This is a genomic window from Achromobacter pestifer (assembly GCF_013267355.1).
Lineage (GTDB): Bacteria > Pseudomonadota > Gammaproteobacteria > Burkholderiales > Burkholderiaceae_B > Achromobacter > Achromobacter pestifer_A.
This window is the reverse complement of record NZ_CP053985.1, coordinates 5373359-5395701: the sequence shown is the minus strand read 5'-3', so window position 1 is coordinate 5395701 and position 22343 is coordinate 5373359. Positions and strand designations below refer to the sequence as shown.

Annotated in this window: 21 protein-coding genes and 1 tRNA gene; 11 read left to right on the top strand and 11 right to left on the bottom strand. The window is 65.6% G+C overall.

The window, feature by feature from the left end:
• Positions 1-49 precede the first annotated feature (49 nt).
• Complete coding sequence (locus tag FOC84_RS25605) at positions 50-535, top strand: GNAT family N-acetyltransferase (RefSeq protein WP_173147189.1); 486 nt, start codon at positions 50-52, stop codon at positions 533-535.
• 21 nt (positions 536-556) lie between these two features.
• Here the strand turns inward: FOC84_RS25605 and FOC84_RS25600 are convergent, their stop codons facing one another.
• From FOC84_RS25600 to FOC84_RS25570, 7 genes are all read right to left on the bottom strand, one after another.
• Positions 557-865: a carbohydrate isomerase gene (locus FOC84_RS25600; protein ID WP_173147186.1), complete on the bottom strand. Its 309-nt coding sequence runs from the start codon at positions 863-865 to the stop codon at positions 557-559.
• Between the two features lie 66 nt (positions 866-931).
• Positions 932-1789: a 3-deoxy-8-phosphooctulonate synthase gene (gene kdsA / locus FOC84_RS25595; protein ID WP_173147185.1), complete on the bottom strand. Its 858-nt coding sequence runs from the start codon at positions 1787-1789 to the stop codon at positions 932-934.
• A 92-nt stretch (positions 1790-1881) separates the two neighbouring features.
• On the bottom strand, positions 1882-2445 hold the full coding sequence (locus FOC84_RS25590; RefSeq protein ID WP_173147183.1) for a cytochrome b: 564 nt from the start codon (positions 2443-2445) through the stop codon (positions 1882-1884).
• Positions 2446-2522: 77 nt separating this feature from the next.
• Complete coding sequence (locus FOC84_RS25585) at positions 2523-3212, bottom strand: MgtC/SapB family protein (protein ID WP_173147180.1); 690 nt, start codon at positions 3210-3212, stop codon at positions 2523-2525.
• Positions 3213-3263: 51 nt separating this feature from the next.
• Positions 3264-3977 (bottom strand): aquaporin Z, encoded by a 714-nt coding sequence (gene aqpZ / locus FOC84_RS25580; RefSeq protein WP_173147179.1) that lies wholly within the window; start codon positions 3975-3977, stop codon positions 3264-3266.
• 272 nt (positions 3978-4249) lie between these two features.
• Positions 4250-4579: a hypothetical protein gene (locus tag FOC84_RS25575; protein WP_173147178.1), complete on the bottom strand. Its 330-nt coding sequence runs from the start codon at positions 4577-4579 to the stop codon at positions 4250-4252.
• Positions 4580-4622: 43 nt separating this feature from the next.
• Positions 4623-4931, bottom strand: coding sequence for an AraC family ligand binding domain-containing protein (locus tag FOC84_RS25570; protein ID WP_173147177.1), 309 nt, complete (start codon positions 4929-4931; stop codon positions 4623-4625).
• A gap of 246 nt (positions 4932-5177) precedes the next feature.
• Between FOC84_RS25570 and FOC84_RS25565 the strand changes: the two genes are divergently transcribed.
• The gene (locus FOC84_RS25565) at positions 5178-6353 is read left to right on the top strand and encodes an acyltransferase family protein (RefSeq protein WP_173147176.1); all 1176 of its coding nucleotides are present in this window, start codon (positions 5178-5180) and stop codon (positions 6351-6353) included.
• A gap of 216 nt (positions 6354-6569) precedes the next feature.
• On the opposite strand, the gene FOC84_RS25560 is transcribed toward FOC84_RS25565, so the two are convergent.
• Positions 6570-6656 (bottom strand) — tRNA-Leu (locus FOC84_RS25560).
• A gap of 47 nt (positions 6657-6703) precedes the next feature.
• On the opposite strand from FOC84_RS25560, the gene dapC reads away from it, so the two are divergent.
• The 9 genes from dapC (at position 6704) to FOC84_RS25515 (ending at position 18326) form a co-directional block, all read left to right on the top strand.
• The gene (gene dapC, locus FOC84_RS25555) at positions 6704-7900 is read left to right on the top strand and encodes a succinyldiaminopimelate transaminase (RefSeq protein WP_173147175.1); all 1197 of its coding nucleotides are present in this window, start codon (positions 6704-6706) and stop codon (positions 7898-7900) included.
• A gap of 25 nt (positions 7901-7925) precedes the next feature.
• Positions 7926-8747, top strand: coding sequence for a 2,3,4,5-tetrahydropyridine-2,6-dicarboxylate N-succinyltransferase (dapD, locus tag FOC84_RS25550; protein ID WP_173147174.1), 822 nt, complete (start codon positions 7926-7928; stop codon positions 8745-8747).
• A complete protein-coding gene (dapE, locus tag FOC84_RS25545; RefSeq protein WP_438800846.1) occupies positions 8747-9958 on the top strand; it encodes a succinyl-diaminopimelate desuccinylase in 1212 nt (403 codons plus the stop codon). Before dapD ends, dapE begins: the two co-directional genes overlap by 1 nt.
• A 99-nt stretch (positions 9959-10057) precedes the next feature.
• Positions 10058-10954 carry a 50S ribosomal protein L3 N(5)-glutamine methyltransferase gene (prmB, locus tag FOC84_RS25540; protein WP_173147173.1) on the top strand — a complete coding sequence of 299 codons (897 nt, stop codon included), beginning with the start codon at positions 10058-10060 and terminating at the stop codon, positions 10952-10954.
• The gene (locus FOC84_RS25535; protein ID WP_173147172.1) at positions 10951-12885 is read left to right on the top strand and encodes an ABC-F family ATP-binding cassette domain-containing protein; all 1935 of its coding nucleotides are present in this window, start codon (positions 10951-10953) and stop codon (positions 12883-12885) included. The genes prmB and FOC84_RS25535 overlap by 4 nt, the downstream gene beginning before the upstream one ends.
• A 124-nt stretch (positions 12886-13009) precedes the next feature.
• A complete protein-coding gene (locus FOC84_RS25530) occupies positions 13010-13498 on the top strand; it encodes an RNA polymerase sigma factor (protein WP_173147171.1) in 489 nt (162 codons plus the stop codon).
• Positions 13499-13500: 2 nt separating this feature from the next.
• The gene (locus tag FOC84_RS25525) at positions 13501-14421 is read left to right on the top strand and encodes a FecR family protein (protein ID WP_173147170.1); all 921 of its coding nucleotides are present in this window, start codon (positions 13501-13503) and stop codon (positions 14419-14421) included.
• A 117-nt stretch (positions 14422-14538) separates the two neighbouring features.
• Positions 14539-17172 carry a TonB-dependent receptor gene (locus FOC84_RS25520; RefSeq protein ID WP_173147169.1) on the top strand — a complete coding sequence of 878 codons (2634 nt, stop codon included), beginning with the start codon at positions 14539-14541 and terminating at the stop codon, positions 17170-17172.
• Positions 17145-18326, top strand: a complete 1182-nt coding sequence (locus FOC84_RS25515; protein WP_173147167.1) for a cytochrome-c peroxidase — start codon at positions 17145-17147, stop codon at positions 18324-18326. The genes FOC84_RS25520 and FOC84_RS25515 overlap by 28 nt, the downstream gene beginning before the upstream one ends.
• A 64-nt stretch (positions 18327-18390) precedes the next feature.
• Here the strand turns inward: FOC84_RS25515 and FOC84_RS25510 are convergent, their stop codons facing one another.
• Genes FOC84_RS25510 through FOC84_RS25500 form a run of 3 tightly spaced genes read right to left on the bottom strand, consistent with a single transcriptional unit; the run spans position 18391 to position 22201 of the window.
• Positions 18391-18696 (bottom strand): chorismate mutase, encoded by a 306-nt coding sequence (locus FOC84_RS25510; RefSeq protein ID WP_173147166.1) that lies wholly within the window; start codon positions 18694-18696, stop codon positions 18391-18393.
• 5 nt (positions 18697-18701) lie between these two features.
• Positions 18702-20996 carry a UvrD-helicase domain-containing protein gene (locus FOC84_RS25505; protein WP_173147165.1) on the bottom strand — a complete coding sequence of 765 codons (2295 nt, stop codon included), beginning with the start codon at positions 20994-20996 and terminating at the stop codon, positions 18702-18704.
• On the bottom strand, positions 20993-22201 hold the full coding sequence (locus tag FOC84_RS25500) for a DesA family fatty acid desaturase (protein WP_173147164.1): 1209 nt from the start codon (positions 22199-22201) through the stop codon (positions 20993-20995). Before FOC84_RS25500 ends, FOC84_RS25505 begins: the two co-directional genes overlap by 4 nt.
• Between the last annotated feature and the right edge of the window lie 142 nt (positions 22202-22343).

The window sequence follows — 22343 nt, the reverse complement described above, 5'->3', positions numbered from 1 at the left end:
GATTCGCGGGTAGGATAAGGCCCCCCAAAAGCAGTAGTAGGAAGTACCCGTGACTATCGAAATTCGTCCGGCCGTCGCTACGGATGCGGCCCAGATCCATGCGTTCATCACCGAGCTGGCCGTGTACGAGCGCGCCGCCCATGAAGTGATCGCCAGCCCCGAGGATGTCGAACGCACCCTGTTCGCCGAAAACGCGCCGGCCAAGGCCCTGATGTGCCTGCTGGACGGCAAGCCCATCGGCTACGCCGTCTACTTCTACAGCTATTCGACCTGGCTGGGCAAGAACGGCATCTACCTGGAAGACCTGTACATCACGCCGGAGCAACGCGGCATCGGCGCGGGCCGCGACCTGTTGCGCCACCTGGCGCAAGAAGCAGTGGCCAATGGCTGCGGCCGGCTGGAATGGAGCGTGCTGGACTGGAACACGCCCGCCATCGATTTCTACAAGTCGATCGGCGCGCTGCCGCAGGATGAATGGGTGCGCTACCGAATGGCCGGAGACGCCCTGCTCAATTTCGCGCAGGGCCGCCGCTAGGCGCCAGCCGGCCTGTCCGGATCAGAATTCGGGCAGGTCGAAGAGCGTGTGCAAGGTGGAGCTGGGAACGGGCGCGGAAGCGAGATGTTCGCGTCCGTCGTCATCGACCAGCACGCGCACCGGCCGCAGCGCCACGCTCATGCCGTCCTGGCTGATGGCGGTTTCCACTTCCGCTCCGTCCTTGATCGCTTCGATGACTTCGGATGCCGCCGCCGTCACCGGCTCGGTGACCCAGCCGGGGACGCCGCGTTCGGCCTGGCCCCAGCGCACATAGGCCACATGCCCGCTGACGGGCTCTTTTCGAACGGCGACGATCACATACAAAGACATCCAGGCCTCCCCAATGTTTGGCCCGGATCGTATAACAACTTTGCGCAGCCAATATGACCGCGGGATTCAGGGTTCGATGTCGATAGGGGCAAAGGACTTCACCAGGTCGTCCAGCATCTTCAGTTGGGTCAGGAAGGGCTCCAGCTTGTCCAGCGGCAAGGCGCTGGGGCCGTCGCACTTCGCGTTCTTGGGATCGGGGTGGGCTTCCAGGAACAGCCCGGCCAGTCCCACCGCCATGCCTGCGCGCGCCAGTTCGGCCACCTGCTCGCGGCGGCCGCCCGATGCGGCATCCAGCGCCGAGCGCTGCTGCAAGGCATGCGTGACGTCGAATATGAGCGGCCGGTTGCCGGACACTTTCTTCATCACGCCAAACCCTAGCATGTCTACAACCAGATTGTCATAGCCGAAGCTGGTGCCGCGGTCGCACAGGATGAGCTTTTCGTTGCCGGCCTCGGTGAACTTCTCGACGATGTTCAGCATCTGGGCCGGGCTGAGAAACTGCGGCTTCTTGATGTTGATGATGCGCTGAGTCTTGGCCAGCGCCACCACCAGGTCCGTCTGCCGGGCCAGGAAGGCCGGCAGCTGCAGGATGTCCACAACCTCGGCCGCGGTGGCGGCCTGCCACGGCTCGTGCACGTCGGTGATGACGGGCACGCCGAATTCCTTCTTGACCGCCTCGAAGATCTTCATGCCCTCTTCCAACCCCGGACCGCGATAGGAATGGATGGACGAACGGTTGGCCTTGTCGAAGGAGGCCTTGAATACGTACGGGATGCCCAGCTTGCGCGTGACGCGCTGGTACTCCTCGCAGGCGCGCAGCGCCAGTTCCTTGGATTCCAGCACGTTGATGCCGCCGAACAGCACGAAGGGGCGATCGTTCGCGCAGCTGATCGAGGAGGAGATAGACACTTCAAGGGCGGTCATGATGGGTACATCCTGTGGAAGTAAGGCAGTGATAGTGCGTAATGTACAACCTGCCCGGCCCGCCTTTCACCCCCCCTCTCGCCGCGCGCTCCTCAGCGGCTGGACAGCATGCGGCGCAGCACCCCGTCGCGCAGGACGTAGTGGTGGAAGAGCCCGGCCAGCGCATGCAGCAGCGCCAGGACGATGATGCACCACGCAACGGTGTCGTGCAGTCCGCCGATGAAGCGGCGCTGCTCGTGATCGATGGCGATCAGCGTGGGCACGTCGAACAGGCCGAAGAACGCGAACGGCTCGCCCTGCGCCCAGCGGAACAGGAAGCCCAGCACGATCTGCGCCGCCATCAGCAGGTACAGCAATCCATGTACGCCTGTACTAGCTGCGCGCAGCCAGCCCGCGGAGGCCGGCGGCAGACGACGGCCCGCGCTCAGGCGCCAGACGGCGCGCAGCACGAACACGGCGGCAAACAGCAGTCCGAACGAAATGTGCAGGTGCTGCAGCAAACGCCGCGTGGGCGTGCCGCGCGGCAGGAAGCTCCAGATTTCGGCCAGCGCGAACAAGCCCACCACCAGCGCCGCCGTCAGCCAATGAAAGGCGATGGTGGCCCGGTCATAGTGCGCAAGACCGACAGGCGCGGCGGGAGAAATCGGTGTCGTCACGGAATACGCTCGTCATCTGGAAGAAGGTGCGCAAGCGTATTGAAATCGGACTTACGGTGTCCTGATTCCGGCGCGCATCATGCATTGCCGGTGTCGGAAGTCCATCTGGCCGAGTAGGTCTGCGGCAGCAGGCTGAGGCTGCCCACCAGCTGTTCGACCCGCTCGTCCTCCTGGCGCATGGAATAGACCACCGCGGTCACCTCGGAACGGCCGCCGTCGCGCTGCTGGCTTTCCACGCCGCGCAGGCGCAGGCTGTGCTTGCCCAGGGCGTTCAGCAGTTCGGCCCGCACCAGGGCTTCGTCCGTGGACGCGCAGGTCAAGGCGATGTTGTAGTAACGCTCTTCGGTTTCCGCCTCGGGCACGTAGCGGTCCACCAGCCTGGCGCCGCGCCGCAACAGCACGTTGGTCACCAGGATCAGCGCCGTCACCGCGCTGGCTTCGGCAAGAAAGCCATAGCCCGCCAGCACGCCCACCGCACCGGTGGCCCAGATGGTGGCGGCCGCGCTCAGGCCGCGTATGGTCAGGCCGTCCCGCATGATCAGGCCCGCGCCCAGAAAGCCGATGCCCGTCACCACCTGGCTGCCCAGGCGCATGTCGTTGCCGGCATCCAGCAACGCGGGCAAGGCGGTATAGGCGGCCGCGCCCAGCGAGACCAGCGCATGCGTGACCACGCCCGCGTAGTTCTGCCGCCACTGCCGCTCGACGCCGACGGCGGCGCCCAGCAGCATGGCCAATACAAGGTTGATGACAATCGTAAATTCGTTCATGGGACCGGGATCAGAGACTCGGCCCCATTATCGCCCGGTGGAGCACCTGGCTTAGCTACGCTCCTGCGCGGGATCGCTGACCAGGCGGTAGGCGATGGCGCCGACGATCGCGCCGACGATGGGCGCGACCCAGAACAGCCACAACTGCTCCAGCGCCCAGCCGCCCACAAACAGCGCGGGGCCGGTGGAACGGGCGGGATTGACCGAGGTGTTCGTCACCGGAATGCTGATCAGGTGGATGAGCGTCAGCGCCAGTCCGATCGGGATCGCCGCGAAGCCGGCCGGCGCGCGCTTGCTGGTCGCCCCAAGGATCACGAAGATGAAGCCCGCGGTCAGCACGACTTCCGTCACCAGGGCGGACACCATCGAGTACTTGCCCGGCGAATAGGCGCCGTAGCCGTTCGCCGCGAAATGGCTGCCCTTCAGATCGAAACCCAGCTTGCCGCTCGCGATGCAGGCCAGTACCGCCGCCGCCACGATCGCGCCGAGGACCTGGGCAATGACGTAGGGCAGGATTTCCTTGGCGGGAAAACGGCCGCCCGCCACCAGGCCCACCGTGACGGCCGGGTTGAAATGCCCGCCGGAAATGTGGCCCACCGCGAACGCCATCGTCAGCACGGTCAGGCCGAAGGCCAGCGCCACGCCGGCGAAACCGATACCCAGTTCCGGGAAACCGGCGGCCAGCACCGCTGCGCCGCAGCCTCCCAATACCAGCCAGAACGTACCAAAGAACTCCGCGCCGCAACGCTTAGAAAGCGAATACATATCGACTCCCCGAAAAACGAAAATGCCACGGTATCGCGGGGCGGCAACGACGACTTCAAAGCAATGTAAATCTTGACAATTCTTGAGCGCAGCCGGACGCGGGCACCCCTGCCGCAACCACGGTAACGTCGCAGGACGGGCGCGGGGATCGTGCGGACTGGCTAGACGGAAAGGCGCAGGCGGCAAAAGCGCGGACGATGCCCGCACGAACCGGGCCGGAATGCTGTTTGTTTATCCAGAACGCCGTAATGCACCGGCCAGCGGCCGGTCCCCTAGGCCGCCACTTCCTGCAGGCCGCCGCTGGACCACCGATCCACGTCGCGGATCAAGTACAGCAGGAACTTGGTGTACGCCACGTCCAGCGCCCGCACCCAGGCGGAGTTGTCCTGGCGGGCGCAGGACGCACGGATGGCGCAATCCAGCGTCTCGGCCAGGTGGCTGACCGTGGCGCCCGACATCCGGAAGCAGATCGGCGCCTGGCAGGAATGCCGGTGGGCATGGCGCAGCGCGTTGTCGCGCGCCTGCGCCGTGGCGTGGGCCTTGGCCACGTCCCGCAGCAAGCGGTTAAGGATTTCGCACCAGTCGGCCAACAGCTCATGCACGGCTCACCTCTCAGGGAACACGTCTGCGTCAGAAAAATGGGGACTACGCGGGGGCGTGCAGCACTGTCACCAGCACGGTCGCATCGCTCACGGCCTGCAAGGCGTGCGGCTCATGCGCGGCTAGCGCGACGAGCTGGTTTTCGCGCAGCTGGCGCACGCCGTCGCGCAATGCCACGCTGACCTCGCCGGCCACGCAATGGATAGTGATTTCGCCCGCCACCGCGTGTTGCGGCAGGCCGTGGCCGGCGGGCAGCGCCAATTGCAGCAATTGCATGTGCGCCGTCTTCATCAAACTGACGCTGACGGCCTCCCCCTGTTCGCGATGCGGGGTGCGTATATCGATGACATCCATAAATGCAGCGTGCTTGAGCGCCATGAAAGGCCCTCCCCGAACTGTCGTGTACCGGCAAACTTCCACCGAAGAACGATACGCATATCAAAACCGCACATTCGCGCGGGGAAAAAACCGGGCGGAGGGCTAGCCGCTCGATAGCCGCCAGCGTCCGATGAGTCGCCACGAAACGAGTCCGTCATCAGACAGGCTACACTCGTCCCGCCCTAAAAATAACGAAACAAATATTACAAAATGAATCATGCCATGGCTTCGTCGCATCACGGCCGGCTGGAGTTCGCGAACACGCTTCGAGGCCTGGCCGCGCTCATCGTGCTATTCGGCCATTACGTCCTGGTTTTTCACAATATAAAGGGGAGCAGCACACCCTGGTTCGTTCCCAGGGAGGAACCGCTCTATTTCAACGCCTACGCGCCGTGGGCGATTGAAACAATGAGATATCTGAATCCGGGGCCTTTTGCTGTATCCCTGTTTTTTCTGATCAGCGGCCTCGTCATCCCGCAGTCGGTCGCAGCACTGGCCAGCAAGAGTAATGGCCGCACCGCTTTTGCCGTGGGCCGCTTGTTCCGCATCTGGCCTACCTACTGCATCTGTCTGACGGTTAGCCTCGTCGTCTTGTCGGTGATGCCCCACCTGAACGACTATCGCCTTCCGTTCACCCGATCAGATGTAGTCGCCAACATGTCCCTTTTTCGCGGATTGATCGGCGGTCCCCAATTTGACGGAATCGTTTGGACCCTCGAAATTGAAGTGTTGTTCTATTTGTACATCTTGCTTGTCTGGCGTTGGGTCGCCGCAGGGAGGCTGACTCCGCTTGCCTTGATCGCCATTGTTACGGTCGCGGCATCCAGCCATGGTGCAAATATTGAGATGTCGCTGGCCTGGAACGGCGCCGCGAACCTGCTGTACCCGCTGCCATACCTCACATTCATGAGTATTGGCATCGCGTTCAACTACCATGGCCGCGAAATGCTCAAATCGCGCTCATTGCTTGCAACCGCAGCGGCCATGTTCGCGGTTTTCGGTTGGGTGGCAATAGTGCATCAATGGGATAGTTCGACCGTGTGGTCCTATGGAATCGCGCTGCTGGTATTTACCCTGTTCTACTTTTTTGCCCGTGGATGGTCCGGTGGCCCCATCCTGGATTTTTTCGCGAAGATCAGTTTCCCCTTGTACGCCGTGCATCCGGTTCTTGGATATACAGGCATGGCTTTCCTGCTGTCGATCGGATTCTCGGATTGGAATGCCTTGTTCATCATGACGACGATCGCGATATTGGCCGCCTGGCTGATACACGTCGCAGTGGAAGCCCCCTCTCACAGGCTTGGAAGGAGCCTGGGCGTGAAGATCACTGCCGGACCGCCATTGATGCCATCGGTAGGTGACTTGGGCAACTACCCGAGCCCCCGAACCTCGTCATAGCCCGCAGGCAGGCCCCGCGATAGGATCCACCAATTTCGCAGGCCGTTCCCAGGCCTCCCCTGCCCCCAAGGCGTCAATCCTGGCGTGGATGGCGCAACGAGCGCGATTCAATGAAGGGCGTCAAAGCCGTAGATAAAAGAAAAGCCCCCCGGCACGGATGCCGGGGGGCTTGCAGGACATTGTTGGCATCAAGCCAAATCAGTGCCCAAATAGGGTTGGTGCGAAGGAGGGGACTCGAACCCCTACACCTGTTACGGCGTCAGGACCTAAACCTGGTGCGTCTACCAATTTCGCCACCTTCGCTTTAAGCCAAGCCCGCTATTGTAGCTTGCTTGTTAAAATCTTGCGTCATGAATCCGCGCCTCGATGCCCTACACCCCTATCCGTTCGAAAAACTGCGCGCTTTGCTGGCTTCGGCCAGCCAGCAGCCGGACGGTCTGACGCCCATCAATCTGTCGATCGGCGAGCCCAAACACGCCGCGCCCGAGCGCGTCGCACAGGCCATCCGCGACAGTCTTGCCGGCCTGTCCGTGTACCCGTCCACCAAGGGCGATCCTGCCCTGCGCCGGGCGATCTCGGAGTGGCTAGCGCGGCGCTACAGCATCCCGGCCCCCGACCCGGAAACGCAGGTGCTGCCGGCGCTGGGCTCGCGCGAAGCGCTGTTCGCGTTCACGCAGACCGTCATCGACCCGTCCGCCGGTTCGGTGGTGATCTGCCCCAACCCGTTCTACCAGATCTACGAAGGCGCGGCCCTGCTGGCCGGCGCCACGCCCTACTTCGTCAACGCCGACCCGGTGCGCAATTTCGCCAGCGACTGGAACCAGGTGCCGGACGACGTCTGGAAGAAGACGCGCATGGTGTTCGTCTGCTCGCCGGGCAACCCGGCCGGCAACGTCATGTCGCTGGACGAATGGAAAACGCTGTTCGAACTGTCCGACCGCCATGGCTTCGTGATCGTCTCGGACGAGTGCTATTCGGAAATCTACCTGGACGAAGGCAACCCGCCGCTGGGCGGCCTGCAGGCCGCGCGCCGCCTGGGCCGCGATACCTACCGCAACCTGGTGGCGTTCTCCAGCCTGTCCAAGCGTTCCAACGTGCCCGGCCTGCGTTCGGGCTTCGTGGCGGGCGACGCCGCGCTGATCGGCCGCTTTCTGCTGTATCGCACGTATCATGGCAGTGCCATGAGCCCCATCGTGTCCGCCGCCAGCATTGCGGCCTGGACGGACGAGGCGCACGTGAAGGACAACCGGCGCCTGTACCGCGAGAAATTCGACGCCGTCGTGCCTATCCTGCAGAAGGTGCTCGACGTGTCCCGTCCGCAAGCCTCCTTCTATCTGTGGGCGGCCACGCCCGGCTCGGATACGGCCTTCGTGCGCGACCTTTTTGGCCGTACTGGTGTTACCGTGCTGCCGGGCAGTTTCCTGGCGCGCGAGGCGCACGGCGTGAATCCCGGCCAGGGCCGCATCCGCATTGCTTTGGTGGCGCCTTTGGCTGACTGCGTGCAGGCAGCCGAGCGCATCGCCCATTTTGTGCATACTTCCGTTTGATCAACCTTTTAAAAGCTGAGCCGCTATGACTCTCGACCTGCAGACCACCATCGAACAAGCCTGGGACAACCGGGCCAGCCTGTCGCCCACCGACGCCAGCGCCGAAGTGCGCGAAGCGGTCGAACGCACCATCGACGGCCTGGATCTGGGCCGCTTGCGCGTGGCCGAGAAAATCAACGACGACTGGGTCGTGCACCAGTGGATCAAGAAGGCCGTGCTGCTGTCGTTCCGCCTGAACGACAACGCCATCATGGGCCAGGCTCCGCTGCAGTTCTACGATAAGGTGCCGCTCAAGTTCTCGGAGTACGGCGACAACGCCTTCAAGCAAGGCGGCTACCGCGTGGTGCCGCCGGCCGTGGCCCGCCGCGGCGCCTATCTGGCCCGCAACGTGGTGCTGATGCCCTCCTACGTGAACATCGGCGCCTACGTCGACGAAGGCACCATGGTCGACACCTGGGCCACCGTCGGCTCCTGCGCCCAGATCGGCAAGAACGTGCACCTGTCGGGCGGCGTGGGCATCGGCGGCGTGCTGGAACCGCTGCAAGCCAACCCGACCATCATCGAAGACAACTGCTTCATCGGCGCCCGCTCGGAAGTCGTGGAAGGCGTGATCGTCGAAGAAAACTCGGTGCTGGCCATGGGCGTGTTCCTGTCGCAAAGCACCAAGATCTATGACCGCGCCACCGGCAAGATCACCTATGGCCGCGTGCCTTCGGGTTCGGTCGTGGTCCCGGGCTCGCTGCCGTCGGCCGACGGTTCGCACAGCCTGGCTTGCGCGGTCATCGTCAAGCGCGTCGACGCGCAGACCCGCGCCAAGACCAGCATCAATGATCTGCTGAGGGCGTAATGAGCAGCACGTCCGCACGGCCGCCCGAAGGGCGTGCACCCTCCCTTGGGGAGGCAGCCGCGCAGCGGCAGGTGGGTCCATCGTCGGTCGTACTGGATCTGGTCAAGGACCTGATTGCCCGCCCGTCCGTCACGCCGGCCGATGAAGACTGCCAGGCGACGCTGGTCGCGCGCCTGGAACGCATCGGCTTCACCTGCGAGACCATCGCCCAGGGCGGTGTCACCAATCTGTGGGCGCGCCGCGGCAGCGCGGCGCCGCTGGCCGTGTTTGCCGGTCACACGGACGTGGTGCCTCCGGGTCCGCGCGAAAAGTGGGACAGCGATCCGTTCGTGCCCACCGAGCGCGATGGCTACCTGTACGGCCGCGGGGCGGCCGACATGAAGAGCTCGATCGCCGCCTTCGTGGTGGCGGCCGAGGAATTCGTGGCGGCCCACCCGCAGCATGGCGGCTCGATCGCCTTGCTGATCACCTCCGACGAGGAAGGTCCGTCCATCGACGGCACCGCCATCGTCTGCGACGCGCTGAAGGCGCGTGGCGAACAGATGGACTATTGCATCGTCGGCGAGCCCACCTCGGGCGACGTGCTGGGCGACACCTGCAAGAACGGCCGCCGCGGTTCGCTGTCGGGCAAGCTCACGGTCAAGGGCATCCAAGGCCACGTGGCCTACCCGCACCTGGCGCGCAACCCCGTGCACCAGTTGGCGCCGGCACTGGCCGACATCGTCAACATCGAATGGGACCAGGGCAACGAGTACTTCCCGCCCACCACGTTCCAGGTGTCCAACCTGAACTCGGGCACCGGCGCCACCAATGTGGTGCCGGGCGAAGCGGTGGCGCTGTTCAACTTCCGTTTCTCGACCGCCAGCACGCCGGAAAGCCTGCAGGCGCGGGTGCATGAAGTGCTGGACCGCCATGGCCTGGAGTACGCGCTGGACTGGGATCTGGGTGGCGAGCCCTTCCTGACGCCGCGCGGTTCGCTGACGGATGCGCTGGTCTCGGCCATCCGCGACGAAACCGGCGTGACGGCCGAGCTGTCCACCACGGGCGGCACGTCCGACGGCCGCTTCATTGCCAAGATCTGCCCTCAGGTCATCGAATTCGGTCCCTGCAACGCCACGATCCACAAGGTCAACGAACGCGTCGAAGTGGCCTCGCTGGATCCGTTGAAGAACATTTATCGGCGCACGCTGGAAAACCTCCTGCTCGTTTAATGAAATGCCCCCACGCTTCGCCCGCCATGCGGGCTCTCGGCCCCCCGAGGGGGCGCTTTTCCCCTTGGGGCGGCCCGGCGGGGAATACAAAGGTCTGACATGTACCAATCCGCCCGCCAAGAACTGCTGACCCTGCGCGACCTGATCCGCTACGGCGTATCACGCCTGAACGGCGCCCAGGTGGCGCTGGGGCACGGCAGCGACAACGCCTGGGACGAGGCGGTCTACCTGACGCTGCACGCCTTGCACCTGCCGCTGGACACGCTGGAGCCCTTTCTGGACGCCCGCGTGCTCAGCGAAGAGCGCAACCGCGTACTCGAACTGATAGACCGCCGCGTGACCGAACGCCTGCCCGCCGCCTACCTCACCAACGAGGCCTGGCTGCGCGGCCACCGCTTCTACGTGGACCAGCGCGTCATCGTGCCGCGCTCGCCCATCGCGGAATTGCTGGATTCGGGTCTTTCGCCCTGGGTGCAGGACGCGTTGGCCGTTGAGAACGTGCTGGACATGTGCACGGGTTCCGGCTGCCTGGCCATCCTGTCCGCGCTGGCCTTCCCCTACGCCCACGTGGACGCGGTCGACGTGTCGCCGGACGCGCTGGAAGTGGCGCGCCGCAACGTCGACGACTACGGCCTCGCGGACCGCCTGGACCTGCACGCCAGCAATCTGTTCGACAGCCTGCCGCCGCGCCTGTACGACGTGATCATCTGCAATCCGCCGTACGTGAACAGCGGCTCCATGGACGCCCTGCCCCAGGAATACCGCCACGAACCGCAGCTGGCCCTGGCCGGCGGCGACGACGGCATGGACCTGGTGCGCCGCATCCTGGAAGCGGCGCCGCGCTTTCTCACGCCGGAAGGCGTGCTGGTGCTGGAGATCGGCCACGAACGCGATTTCTTCGAAGCCGCGTTCCCGCAGCTGTCGCCCGTGTGGCTGGACACCGAAGAAGCCTCCGACCAGCTTCTGCTGCTTACCCGCGAGCAACTCAGCCTGTGATACGCGCTACTGGATTGACCCTGCGCCGCGGCACCAAGGTGCTGCTGGACGGCGCCGAATTCGTCGCGCATCCGGGCGAGCGCGTCGGCATCGTGGGCAAGAACGGCGCGGGCAAGTCCTCGCTGTTCGCGCTCTTGACCGGCACGCTGGACCTGGACGCGGGCAACCTGGCCATGCCCGCCGGCTGGCGCATCGCCAGCGTCAAGCAGGAACTCGAGGCGGACGAACGCCCCGCGCGCGAATTCGTCATCGACGGCGACACCCATCTGCGCGAATTGCAGGCGCGCCGTGCCGAACTGACGGACGAGCAAGGCACGCAGATCGCCGAAGTGGAAGCGGCGCTGGTGGAAGCCGGCGCCTGGAGCGCGGCCTCGCGCGCCGAGCAGCTGCTGGCCGGCCTGGGCTTCAAGCCCGCCGAATGGATGCAGCCGGTAGAGAGTTTTTCCGGCGGCTGGCGCATGCGCCTGGCCTTGGCCCGCGCGCTGATGGCGCCGTCCGAATTGCTGCTGCTGGACGAACCCACCAACCACCTGGATCTGGACGCCATGCTGTGGCTGGAGAAGTGGCTGGCTGCCTATCCCGGCACCGTCATGCTGATCTCCCACGATACCGAGTTCCTGGATGCGGTCGCCAAGTCCATCCTGCATTTCGACCACGCCAAGCTGGTGCGCTACCGCGGCGGCTATGGCGACTTCCTGACGCAACGCGCCGAGCGCCTGCGTCAGACCAATATCGCCTACGAACGCCAGACCCGCGAAACGGCCCGGCTGCAAGGCTTCATCGACCGCTTCAAGGCCAAGGCGTCCAAGGCCAAGCAAGCGCAAAGCCGCGTCAAGGCGCTGGCGCGCATGCAGGTGCTGGCGCCCTTGCATGCCGAAGCGGGCATCGACATCCGCATCCCCTCGCCTGACCAGGTGCCGGATCCGCTCCTGACCCTGGAGCACCTGTCGGCCGGCTACACGGATGCCGACGGCAACGCCGTGCCCATCCTGCGCGACGTGACGCTGATGGTGCGCGCCGGCAGCCGCGTCGGCGTGCTGGGCGCCAACGGCGCCGGAAAGAGCACGCTGATCAAGACCCTGGCCGAAGAGCTGCCGGTGCAGGCCGGCGAACGCCGCGCCTCGCGCGGGCTGGCCATCGGCTATTTCCACCAGCACCAGCTGGACATGCTGGACGTGGACAGCACGCCCATCGCCCATCTGGCGCGCCTGGCTCCCGAGACCCGCGAACAGGAGCTGCGCAACTACCTGGGCGGCTTCGGGTTTTCGGGCGACACGGTGACCAGCAAGGTCGGCCCCATGTCCGGCGGCGAAAAGGCGCGTTTGGCGCTGTCCCTGATCGTCTGGCAAAAGCCCAACCTGCTGCTGCTGGACGAACCCAGCAACCACCTGGACGTGGAAACGCGCGAGGCTCTGGCCGCCGCGCTGGCGGACTTCGGCGGCAGCATGCTGCTGGTGTCGCACGACCGCCATCTGCTGCGCACCACGGTGGACAGCTTCTGGATCGTGGCCGACGGCGCGGTACAGGAGTTCGATGGCGACCTGGAAGACTACCGGGACTGGCTTGCCACCCGCAACGCCGGCGAACGCGCCGAAGCGGCGCGCGAGAACGCCGAAGGCGGCGAACCGGTGGTGGACCGCAAGGCCCAGCGCCGCGCCGAAGCCGAACAGCGCCAACGCCTATCGGCCCTGCGCAAGCCGCTGGAATCCAGGCTTGCCAAGATCGAGGCCGAGATGGAGAAGCTGCGCGCCAAGCTGCATACGCTGGACGCCGTCATCGCCGACCCGGACCTGTACTCCGACGCGCGCCGCGCCGAACGCCAGAAGGTCATGGCCGAGCACGGCGAACACGGCAAGCGCATGGACGAGCTGGAAGAGCAATGGCTGGAAATCCAGGGTTCGCTGGAAGAGATCGAGCAATCCGAAGCTTGAAATCGGACGGCGGGCGCCCTGCCCGCCGTCACTTCCATCCGCCCCCGCCCATCTGGCAATAGAAATAGTTATCATTTATACTCTGCCGCGAATTTGACTCTATCTGGCGCCCGGCGCCGGCGACATGTCTACGCTCACGGATGTATTTCTCCGCCATTACCGAGAGGTGCTGGGTTTCCTCTCTTTGCGCACCGGCTCGCGCGACGTCGCGCAGGACTGCGCCCAGGACACCTGGATCAAGCTGGCGGAGTTCAAGGACAGGACGCGTCCCGACAACGACCGCGCCTACGTCTTTCGCGTGGCCGCCAATATCGCGACCGACTGGCACCGGCGGCGCAGCCGCGAACTGACGGCCACTGCCGACTACGCGGCCTCGCACCCTTCCCTGTATGAACCCGACACCCTGGATGTCGCCGCCGCGCGCCAGATGCTGTGCAGGCTGGAAACCGCCCTGCTGGCCCAGCCGCGCCGCAGCCTGGACGTGTTCGTCCTGCATCGGCACGAAGGCCTGAGCTACCGCGCCATCGCCGAACGTTTCGCGATTTCGATCAGCGCCGTGGAAAAGCACATGATGCGCATCCTGCTGGCCTGCGATCAGGCGCTGGCGTCCTGACCATGGCTGCTCCTGAATCCCACAGCACCCAGGAAGCAGCATCGCAATGGGTCGTGCGCCACAGCGGCCAGGGCATGGATGCACAGGCCCAGGCCGAATTCGAAGCCTGGTACCGGGCCGACGCCAGCCACGCCGCCGCGTACGAGCGGCTGGCGCGCCTGTGGCGGCGGATGGGCGAGATCGAGCAAGGCAAGCTGCTGGCGCCACGGCGCGCGCGCAAGCGCGGCGCGGCGGCTGCGCTGGCATTGCTGGCGGCCTGGCCGGCCTGGCTGCTGCTGCGGACGGTGCATCCCGGCGCCGACTATACGACCGGCGCCGAAGTGCGCCGCGTGGCCCTGCCCGACGGCTCCAGCGCCACGCTGGACGCGGACTCGGCCATCGCCATCGACTTCGCGCCGGGCAAGCGCGAAGTACGGCTGCTGGCTGGACGGGCGCTGTTCACGGCCGCGCCGCGCGCCCCCGGCGGTCCGGATTTCACGGTGATGACGCCTGACGCGTCCGCCGCGGCGCTTGGCACCCGGTATGTCGTGGCGCGCGAGGCCGACGGCACGCGCGTGACGGTGTATGAACATCGCGTCGCTGTCCATTGCCTGAGCTGCCAGGACGACGCGGCCTTGGTACTGGACGCGGGCCAGGGAGCTGCCGTGTCGGCAACGGGCATCGCCCGCCTCGCCCCCGCACAGGAACCGGCGCCGGACTGGAGCCAGGGCCTGCTGGCTTTCAACGATGTCGCCTTGCCCGAGGCCGCGGCGCGGCTCTCCCGCTACGGCGGCAAGCACATCCTGGTGCTGGGCGAAACCGCAAGACGTTTGCGCGTCTCGGGCACCGCCAGCATCGGCGACCCCAAGCGTGCGCTGGAATTGCTGCTGGCGCAGGCCAAGGTCGGCATTACCGAACTGCCAGGCCTGCTGATCTTGCGTTGAAGTCGATTGCTAATCGGTAAATGAGAATCGATATAAATTATTCATCGACAATCCGATGAGGTAAGCCCTGCTTGGACACGTCCTACGGCTGACATCAACACCCGCTTGGACGCATTCATGCTGTTTTCTCTCATCAACCGGCGCGCCCGCCGGTCTGGCGCTTCGGCGGCGCTCGTCATCGCCGCGTTGATCACGGCGGCTCCGGCCGCCGCCCAACCCGCCGCGCGCGCCACCTACGACCTGCCGGCGCAGCCCCTGGGCGAGGCCCTGCTCGCGCTGGGTCGGCAAGCCGGCCTGGAGATCTCGTTTCCGCCGGCGGCCGTGGCGGGCAAGACCTCGCCGCCGCTGCAAGGCGAGTACTCACCGTTGCTCGCGCTGAACCACCTGCTGGCGGGGTCCGGACTGGCGCTGCGCGCGGAGGGACCTGGCCGCTACATCGTCTACGTCGACAAGACCAACCAGTTTTCCGCCTTGCGCCTGGACGCCGTGCGGGTCTACGGCGAACAGGTGGGCGAGCGCATCTATACCCGCGAGGACATCGCCGAAACGCCCAGCTCCAACCGCGACCTCAGCACGCTGGTGGCGACGCATCCGGCGGTACGCACCAACCCGGGCGCCGCCGGCTCGCAGAACCGCGGCTCGCTCAATGTGGAGGACATTTCCTTCCACGGCTCCAGCCCCTACCAGAACCTGTTCCAGCTCGACGGCATGGACGCGACCAACCGCGTGGACCCGGCCAGCAAGAACCTGAACCTGCAGGTCGGCAACGTGCCCAGCAATCCGCAGTCGTACTTCGTCGACACGAGCTTGCTGGAGGAAGTGCGCGTGCACGACAGCTTCGTGCCGGTGGAGTACGGCCGATTCACGGGCGGCGTCGTCGACGCCAGGCTGCGCCGCTTTTCGGGCGAAAACCGCTTGAATCTGGACTACCGCTGGAACACTTCCAAAATGACGCGGCAGGAGGTGGCCGAGGGCGAACAAAACAGTTGGGCGCAGGGCAAGCCAGGCTATTCGCCGGAATGGAAAAAGCGCTTCTACTCCGCCGTGGGCGACCTCGCCTTCAATGAAAAATCGGGCGCCGTGCTGGCCATGTCGCGCCGCGAATCGGACATCACGCGCTGGAACATGGGCGTGGATGACAAGGGGCAGCCGGCCCCGGGCCAGGCTGCCTACAACGACCGCATCGACAACTTCCTGGGCAAGTTCAGCGTGCGCGCCAGCGCCGATACCACGGCCGACCTGACGCTGAAGTACAGCGACCGCAGCGAGACCCTGGCCAGCGACCTGTTCCGGCACACGCGCTGGGACAACAATCATGAGGCGCGCGGCATCGGCGCCAACCTGGACCACTACTTCCAGGGCGGCCGGCTTGCGCTGCAGGCGGGCTGGGACCGATCGCTGAGCAACCGCGAATCCGTCGGCGACGAGCTGGTGACATTCCGCCCCTACCGGCTGCCGCTGTACACGGCGGGCGGCTTCGGCAAGGAGCAGACGCGGCAGGACACCTGGACGCTGAAGGGCAGGATCGACCTGGATCCGGTGCGCACGGGCGTGTTCACGCACATCCCCTATGCGGGCGTGGAACTGAACCAGGTGCAGGCGAACTTCGAGCGTTTCCAGGAAAGCCACTCCTACCAGCGCGCCTACAACCGCGACGGCAGCTACCGGGACTACAGCAAGGTCCGCTACCTGCCCGGGACCGTGGACGTGAACTACAACATGGCCAGCCTGTACCTGTCGGACCGCATCGAATGGCAACGGCTGGCCCTGGACGCGGGCTTGCGCTACGACCGCGAGACCTTCCTCGGCAACAACAACGTGTCGCCGCGCACGCGGCTGGACTGGGACATGTTCGGTTCGGGCGATACCCTGCTCAGCGCCGGCTGGTCGCGCTACTACGGGGCCGGCGTGCTGGAGACGGCGCTCAAGGAAGAACGTAGCCGCCTGCGGCGCCAAGTGCTGGACAAGGACGGCCTCCCCGTGGCGGACGGCAGCAAGGAGTACTACGTCCAGTACAAGGGCCTGCGCATGCCCTATGACGACGAATGGGCGGTCTCGCTGCGCCAGCGCATGGCGGGCCTGGAAGGCGTGCTGAGTTATGTGCGCCGCAACGGCCGCGACCAGTGGACCACGACCGGCAACGACAAGGACGGCTACCGCTACACCAACGACGGCTTGTCCACCACCGACGGCGTCAACCTTTCCGTGCGCACGCTGGAGCCCTGGCGCCTGGGCGAAACGCGCTGGAACATGCAGGCTAGCTGGAGCTGGCAAAAGCGCAAGACCAATGCGGACCTGGTCGAAGGCTACAACGGCGACGCGCGCGACCCCGACGAATACGTGATCTACAACGGCTCGCGCCTGCGCGCCATCGATCTGCCTCCAAGCTCCTTCTACCAGCCGCAGATCGCCACGCTCAGCCTGACCGGCGCGTGGCCGCGCACGGGGCTGACCTGGAGCAACATGGTGAACTGGCGCAGCAAGCGCGACGCCACCGTCTACGTCGGGCTCGGTCCGCGGCCCGACTACCTGGATCGATTCGAATCCGGCGAAATCCCTTCCTACTGGACCTGGGACACGAAGCTCGCCTGGAACCCCACGTTCGCGCGCAGCCTGGAATTCACGGTCGAAGTCCTGAACGTGCTGGACCGCAGGCCCGCCGTGACGGCCAGCAATCCGAACCTCAAGACCAACCGCAGTACCTATCAGACGGGACGGGAGCTATGGCTGCAAGTCGGTTACCGCTTCTGATCCTGGGCGCCGTGCTGGCACTGGCGGCGCCCGCGTCCCGCGCGGATGCAGACGCCCAGGCCGATCAGGCCGGCTGCCGCACGCCCACGGGCTGGAACGCCGCTTGCCTGCGGCCACACTACGCTGGGCCACCGTCGACCTGGCCTGCGCCCACGATCGATCCTGGCGTGGCCTGGCGCGAATGGGGCCCGGTGCCGCCCGCTTCCAGTCCGCCCCTCGCCTGGACCGCCGCCAATGCCGGCCAAAAGGAACTGGCCGCGGACGTCGCGCGCCCCGCGGCCGTGACGCTGGGGCAGACGCTGTTCTTCGATACCCGGCTGTCGCGCAAGGGGCAGGTCTCCTGCGCCTCCTGTCATCTGCCGCAGCGCGCCTTCACCGACGGCCTCGCGCTGGCCGTGGGCGAGGACAAGCTGATGGGCAGGCGGCGCTCCACGCCGCTGTATGCGGCGCCGTTCGCGCCCCGGCTGTTCTGGGACGGACGCGCCGCCAGCCTCAAGGAGCAGGTGCTGGGGCCGATCCACGATCCCCGCGAAATGAACCATGACGCCGACGGCGCCGCGGCGCGCCTGCTGGCGGCCGATCCCTACCCTGCACAGTTCCTGTTGGCATTCGGCGCGGCCCCGGCAGCGCAGCCGCCGGTGGACGCCGACCGCCTGGCGCGCGCGCTGGCCGCCTATGTCGCCACGCTGCGGCCCGAGCCCACGCGCTTCGACAAATTCCTGGATGGACAGTCGGATGCGCTGGACGACAGCGAGCTGATCGGCATGCATCTGTTCCGCACCCAGGCGCGCTGCATGAACTGCCACAGCGGCGCGCTGCTGACGGACCACCAGTTCCACAACATCGGCCTGTCCTTCTATGGCCGCCGCAACCAGGACCTGGGCCGCTACGAAGCGACCCGCGAACTCGCCGACCTGGGCAAGTTCCGCACGCCCAGCCTGCGCAATGTGGCGCGGGCCGGCCCGTGGATGCACAACGGGCTGTTCGCGGACCTGAAGGGTTTGCTGCGGATGTACAACGCCGGCATGGGCCGCGACCCGGCGCCCGGCGATCCGCCCGACCCATACGCACCGCGCAAGTCCGAGCACATCCGGCCGCTGGAACTGGACGCGGATGAAATCGACGCCTTGCTGGCGTTCATGCGGGTGTTGTAGAGGAAGGGAATGGCGTCGCCCAGGTGCCTGCAGACGCAGGCACCTGGGCGACGCCGGCCTGCCATTACGAGTACGGACGCTCGCGCAGGCGGGTGTGGTGGTCGACCACGGTGTCGATCACTTCGCGCAGGATGGTTTCGGCAAGAGCGGGCGGCACGCCCGCCTCTTGCGCCAGGCGGCGGATGCGCTCGACCTGCTGTTCTTCGCGCCGGGGATCCACCAGGTCCATGCCCAGCTCGCGCTTGAGCTCGCCGATCATGTCGGTGCAACGGAAGCGCACGCCCAGCAACAGCATGATCTGCTGGTCGATTTCATCGACCTCGGCGCGCAGCGACGCCAACTCGGCTTTGGGAGAATCGTTGTCGGCCATGTGTGTCAACCCTGAACAATGTCGAGTTTGGCGATGCCCAGCGCCAAGGTCTTGGCGCCCACGTCGCGGAACTGGATTTCAGCCTGGGCGTCCTGTCCTGCTCCGCTCAGGCTTACGATCGTGCCATCGCCGAACCGCGCGTGATGCACGCCCTGACCCACACGATACTGCTTGTCGCCCACCGTGACACCGGTGGCGACGCCGCGCGGTTGACGCGGCGCAATGGTATTGGTTGCCTTGCGTCCGAAAGCGTCGCCGCGGTTGCCGCCGCCCCAACCCGCCCCGGTGCTGCCGACCGGCGCCAGGCCGGCCTTGGGCGACAGCCACTTCAGATGCTGCTCGGGGATCTCGTCCAGGAAGCGCGAACGCATCGCGTAGCGCGTCTGGCCATGCAGCATCCGGCTTTGCGCCAGGCTGATGTACAGGCGCTGCCGCGCGCGCGTGATGGCCACGTACATGAGGCGGCGTTCTTCTTCCAGCCCGGACGCTTCCAGGACGCTGTTCTCGTGCGGGAACAGCCCCTCTTCCAGGCCGGTGATGAACACGGCGTCGAACTCCAGGCCCTTGGCCGCATGCACGGTCATGAGCTGGACGGCGTCCTGGCCCTGCTGGGCCTGGTTGTCGCCGGCTTCCAGCGCCGCATGCGACAGGAACGCGGCCACCGGAGTCAGGCCGTCGGACGCCACCACGGGTGCGTCCACCACGCCCGCGTTGAGCGTGGAGGCCGTGTCCTGTTCGGGCACCACGCCGGCGGGCATGCCGTCGTAGTTTTCCTCGGACGCGAACACGGCCGCGGCCGTAACCAGTTCGCTCAAGTTTTCCAGGCGTTCCGCGCCCTCGCGTTCGGCCTTGTAGTGCGCGTTCAGGCCACTGGCCTCGAGCATGTGCTCGACCATTTCCGGCAGCGGCAGGTCGCGGGTCTCTTCGATCAGGCGATGAATCAACTGGGCGAACTGCGCCAGGTTGGAACCGCCCTTGCCGGGCACCAGCGCCACGGCCGCATACAGGCTGGTGTCGTGCGCGCGCGCGGCGTCGCCCAATTGCTCCAGCGTGCGTGCACCGATACCGCGCGTGGGGAAGTTGACCACCCGCATCCACGAGGTGTCGTCGTGCGGGTTGGCCATCAGGCGCAGGTAGGCCAGCGCATGCTTGATTTCCTGGCGCTCGAAAAAGCGCAGGCCGCCGTACACCTTGTAGGGAATGCCGGCGGAAAAGATGGCGTGTTCCAGCACGCGCGACTGCGCGTTGCTGCGGTAGAGCACGGCGATCTCGCGGCGCAGGCTGCCTTCGCGGATCAGGGAACGGATCTCGTCCACGATCCACTGCGCTTCCATGCCGTCGGACGGCTGCTCGATGACGCGCACCGGTTCGCCGTCGCCCTGCTCGGTCCAGAGGTTCTTGCCCAGGCGGCCCGTGTTGTGGCCGATCAGCGCGTTGGCCGAATCCAGGATGTGGCCAAAGGAACGGTAGTTCTGCTCCAGGCGGATCACCGTGCCGCGCGCGTAGTCGCGTTCGAAGTCGGCCATGTTGCCGACATTGGCGCCGCGGAACGCATAGATGGACTGGTCGTCGTCGCCCACCGCGAAGATGGCGGCGCCGCCGCCGGCCAAAAGGCGCAGCCACTTGTACTGCAGCGTGTTGGTGTCCTGGAACTCGTCGACCAGGATGTGGCGGAAACGGCGCTGATAGTGCTCGCGCACGGGCGCATTGCGCGACAGCAGTTCGTAGGCGCGCAGCAGCAGCTCGGCGAAGTCCACCACGCCCTCGCGCAGGCACTGGGCCTCGTAGAGCTGGTAGATCTCGATCAGGCGGCGGCGATGGGCGTCGTAGGCTTCCACGTCGGCAGGACGCAGGCCCTCTTCCTTGGCGCCGTTGATGAAGCGCTGCACATCGCGCGGCGGAAACTTTTCGTCGTCGACGCCATTGGCCTTCATCAGGCGCTTGATCGCCGCAAGCTGATCGGTGACGTCCAGGATCTGGAAGCTTTGCGGCAGGCCGGCATCGCGGTGATGCGCGCGCAGCATGCGGTTGCACAGGCCGTGGAAGGTGCCGATCCACAGGCCGCGCGTGTCGATCGGCAGGATGGCCGACATGCGCGCAAGCATTTCGCGCGCCGCCTTGTTGGTGAACGTGACCGCCAGCAGCCCAAAAGGCGAAGCCTGGCCGGTTTGAATCAGCCAGGCCATGCGGGTGGTGAGCACCCGGGTCTTGCCGCTGCCCGCCCCGGCCAGGACCAGGGCGTGCTGCGGTTCTAACGTTACTGCGGCGCGTTGTTCAGGATTGAGCTTCTCTAGCATCATGCCGCGTAGCGGCGCAGACGTCGAGCGAATTGCTCGAGCCCGGCGATGCCGCTTTGCTGGGCGCGCTGGCACCAGGCCTGCAGGTCATGAAGAAGCTGTTCGCTGCTGGCGCTGGAGCTTTCCCAGATGCGGCCGAGTTCGCGGCGCATCTGCACCAGCGTGGCCAGCGACTTGTTCTGGGCGATGGCCTGATCCACGGCGGCGAGCTGTTCCGGCTGGAGGATGTCCTCGTTGCGGTGGATCGCGCGGCGCACGCTGTGCAGCTTGGTCCAGTCGCATTCGGCGCTGCCCTTGTTGCGCGACTCCTTCAGCTTGGCCATTTCTTCGCGGGCAGCGCTCTTGATCACGTCCGCATAGCGGGCCATGACTTCGTAGCGGTGCGTGATCACGCCTTGCAGCGTGCGCAGGTCGATGCCGGTCTTGGAGTCGTCGAGCTTGAGCTTGGGCGCAACCTTCTTGATCTTGGCCAGGCCGAAGAACTTCAGGATGTTGATGTAGCACCAGCCGATGTCGAATTCGTACCACTTGGCCGAGAACTTGGCCGACGTGCCATGGGCGTGGTGGTTGTTGTGCAGCTCTTCGCCGCCAATCACGATGCCCCAGGGGAACACGTTGGTGCTGGTGTCCGGGCTGTTGTAGTTGCGATAGCCCCAGTAGTGGCCGATGCCGTTGACGACGCCGGCGGCCCAGAAGGGAATCCAGGCCATCTGCACCGCCCACACCGTGACGCCCATGGCGCCGAACAGGGCAACGTCGATGGCCAGCATGGTCAGCACGCCCCACAGGCTGTGCTTGCTGTAGACGTTGCGCTCGAGCCAGTCGTCAGGCGTGCCGTGGCCGAACTTGGCCATGGTTTCCTTGTTGTTCGATTCTTCGCGGTACAGTTCCGCGCCGCGGAACAGCACCTTCCAGATGCCGAACAGGATGGGCGAATGGGGATCGCCTTCCTTTTCGCACTTGGCGTGGTGCTTGCGGTGGATGGCCACCCATTCCTTGGTGACCATGCCGGTCGTCATCCAGAGCCAGAAACGGAAGAAGTGCATGACGGCCGGATGCAGATCCAGACCACGGTGCGCTTGGCTGCGATGGAGGAAGACCGTGACCGCCACAATCGTGATGTGCGTCACAACCAGGGTGAACACGACGACCTGCCACCAAGTGGCTTGGGTCAGACCGCCGGCAATGAAGGAAAGGATGTAATCCATAAAGCTGTTAGGAGCCTCGCTAGAGAAGTGCCTGGAGTTTAGCTTACCTTGGCTGACTTATGACAAGGTAGTTTCAAAATAGTTTTTGAGCGAAATCAAGGACTAAGCCCCGGTTTTTCAGGACAAAAACCCACTCTCGCCA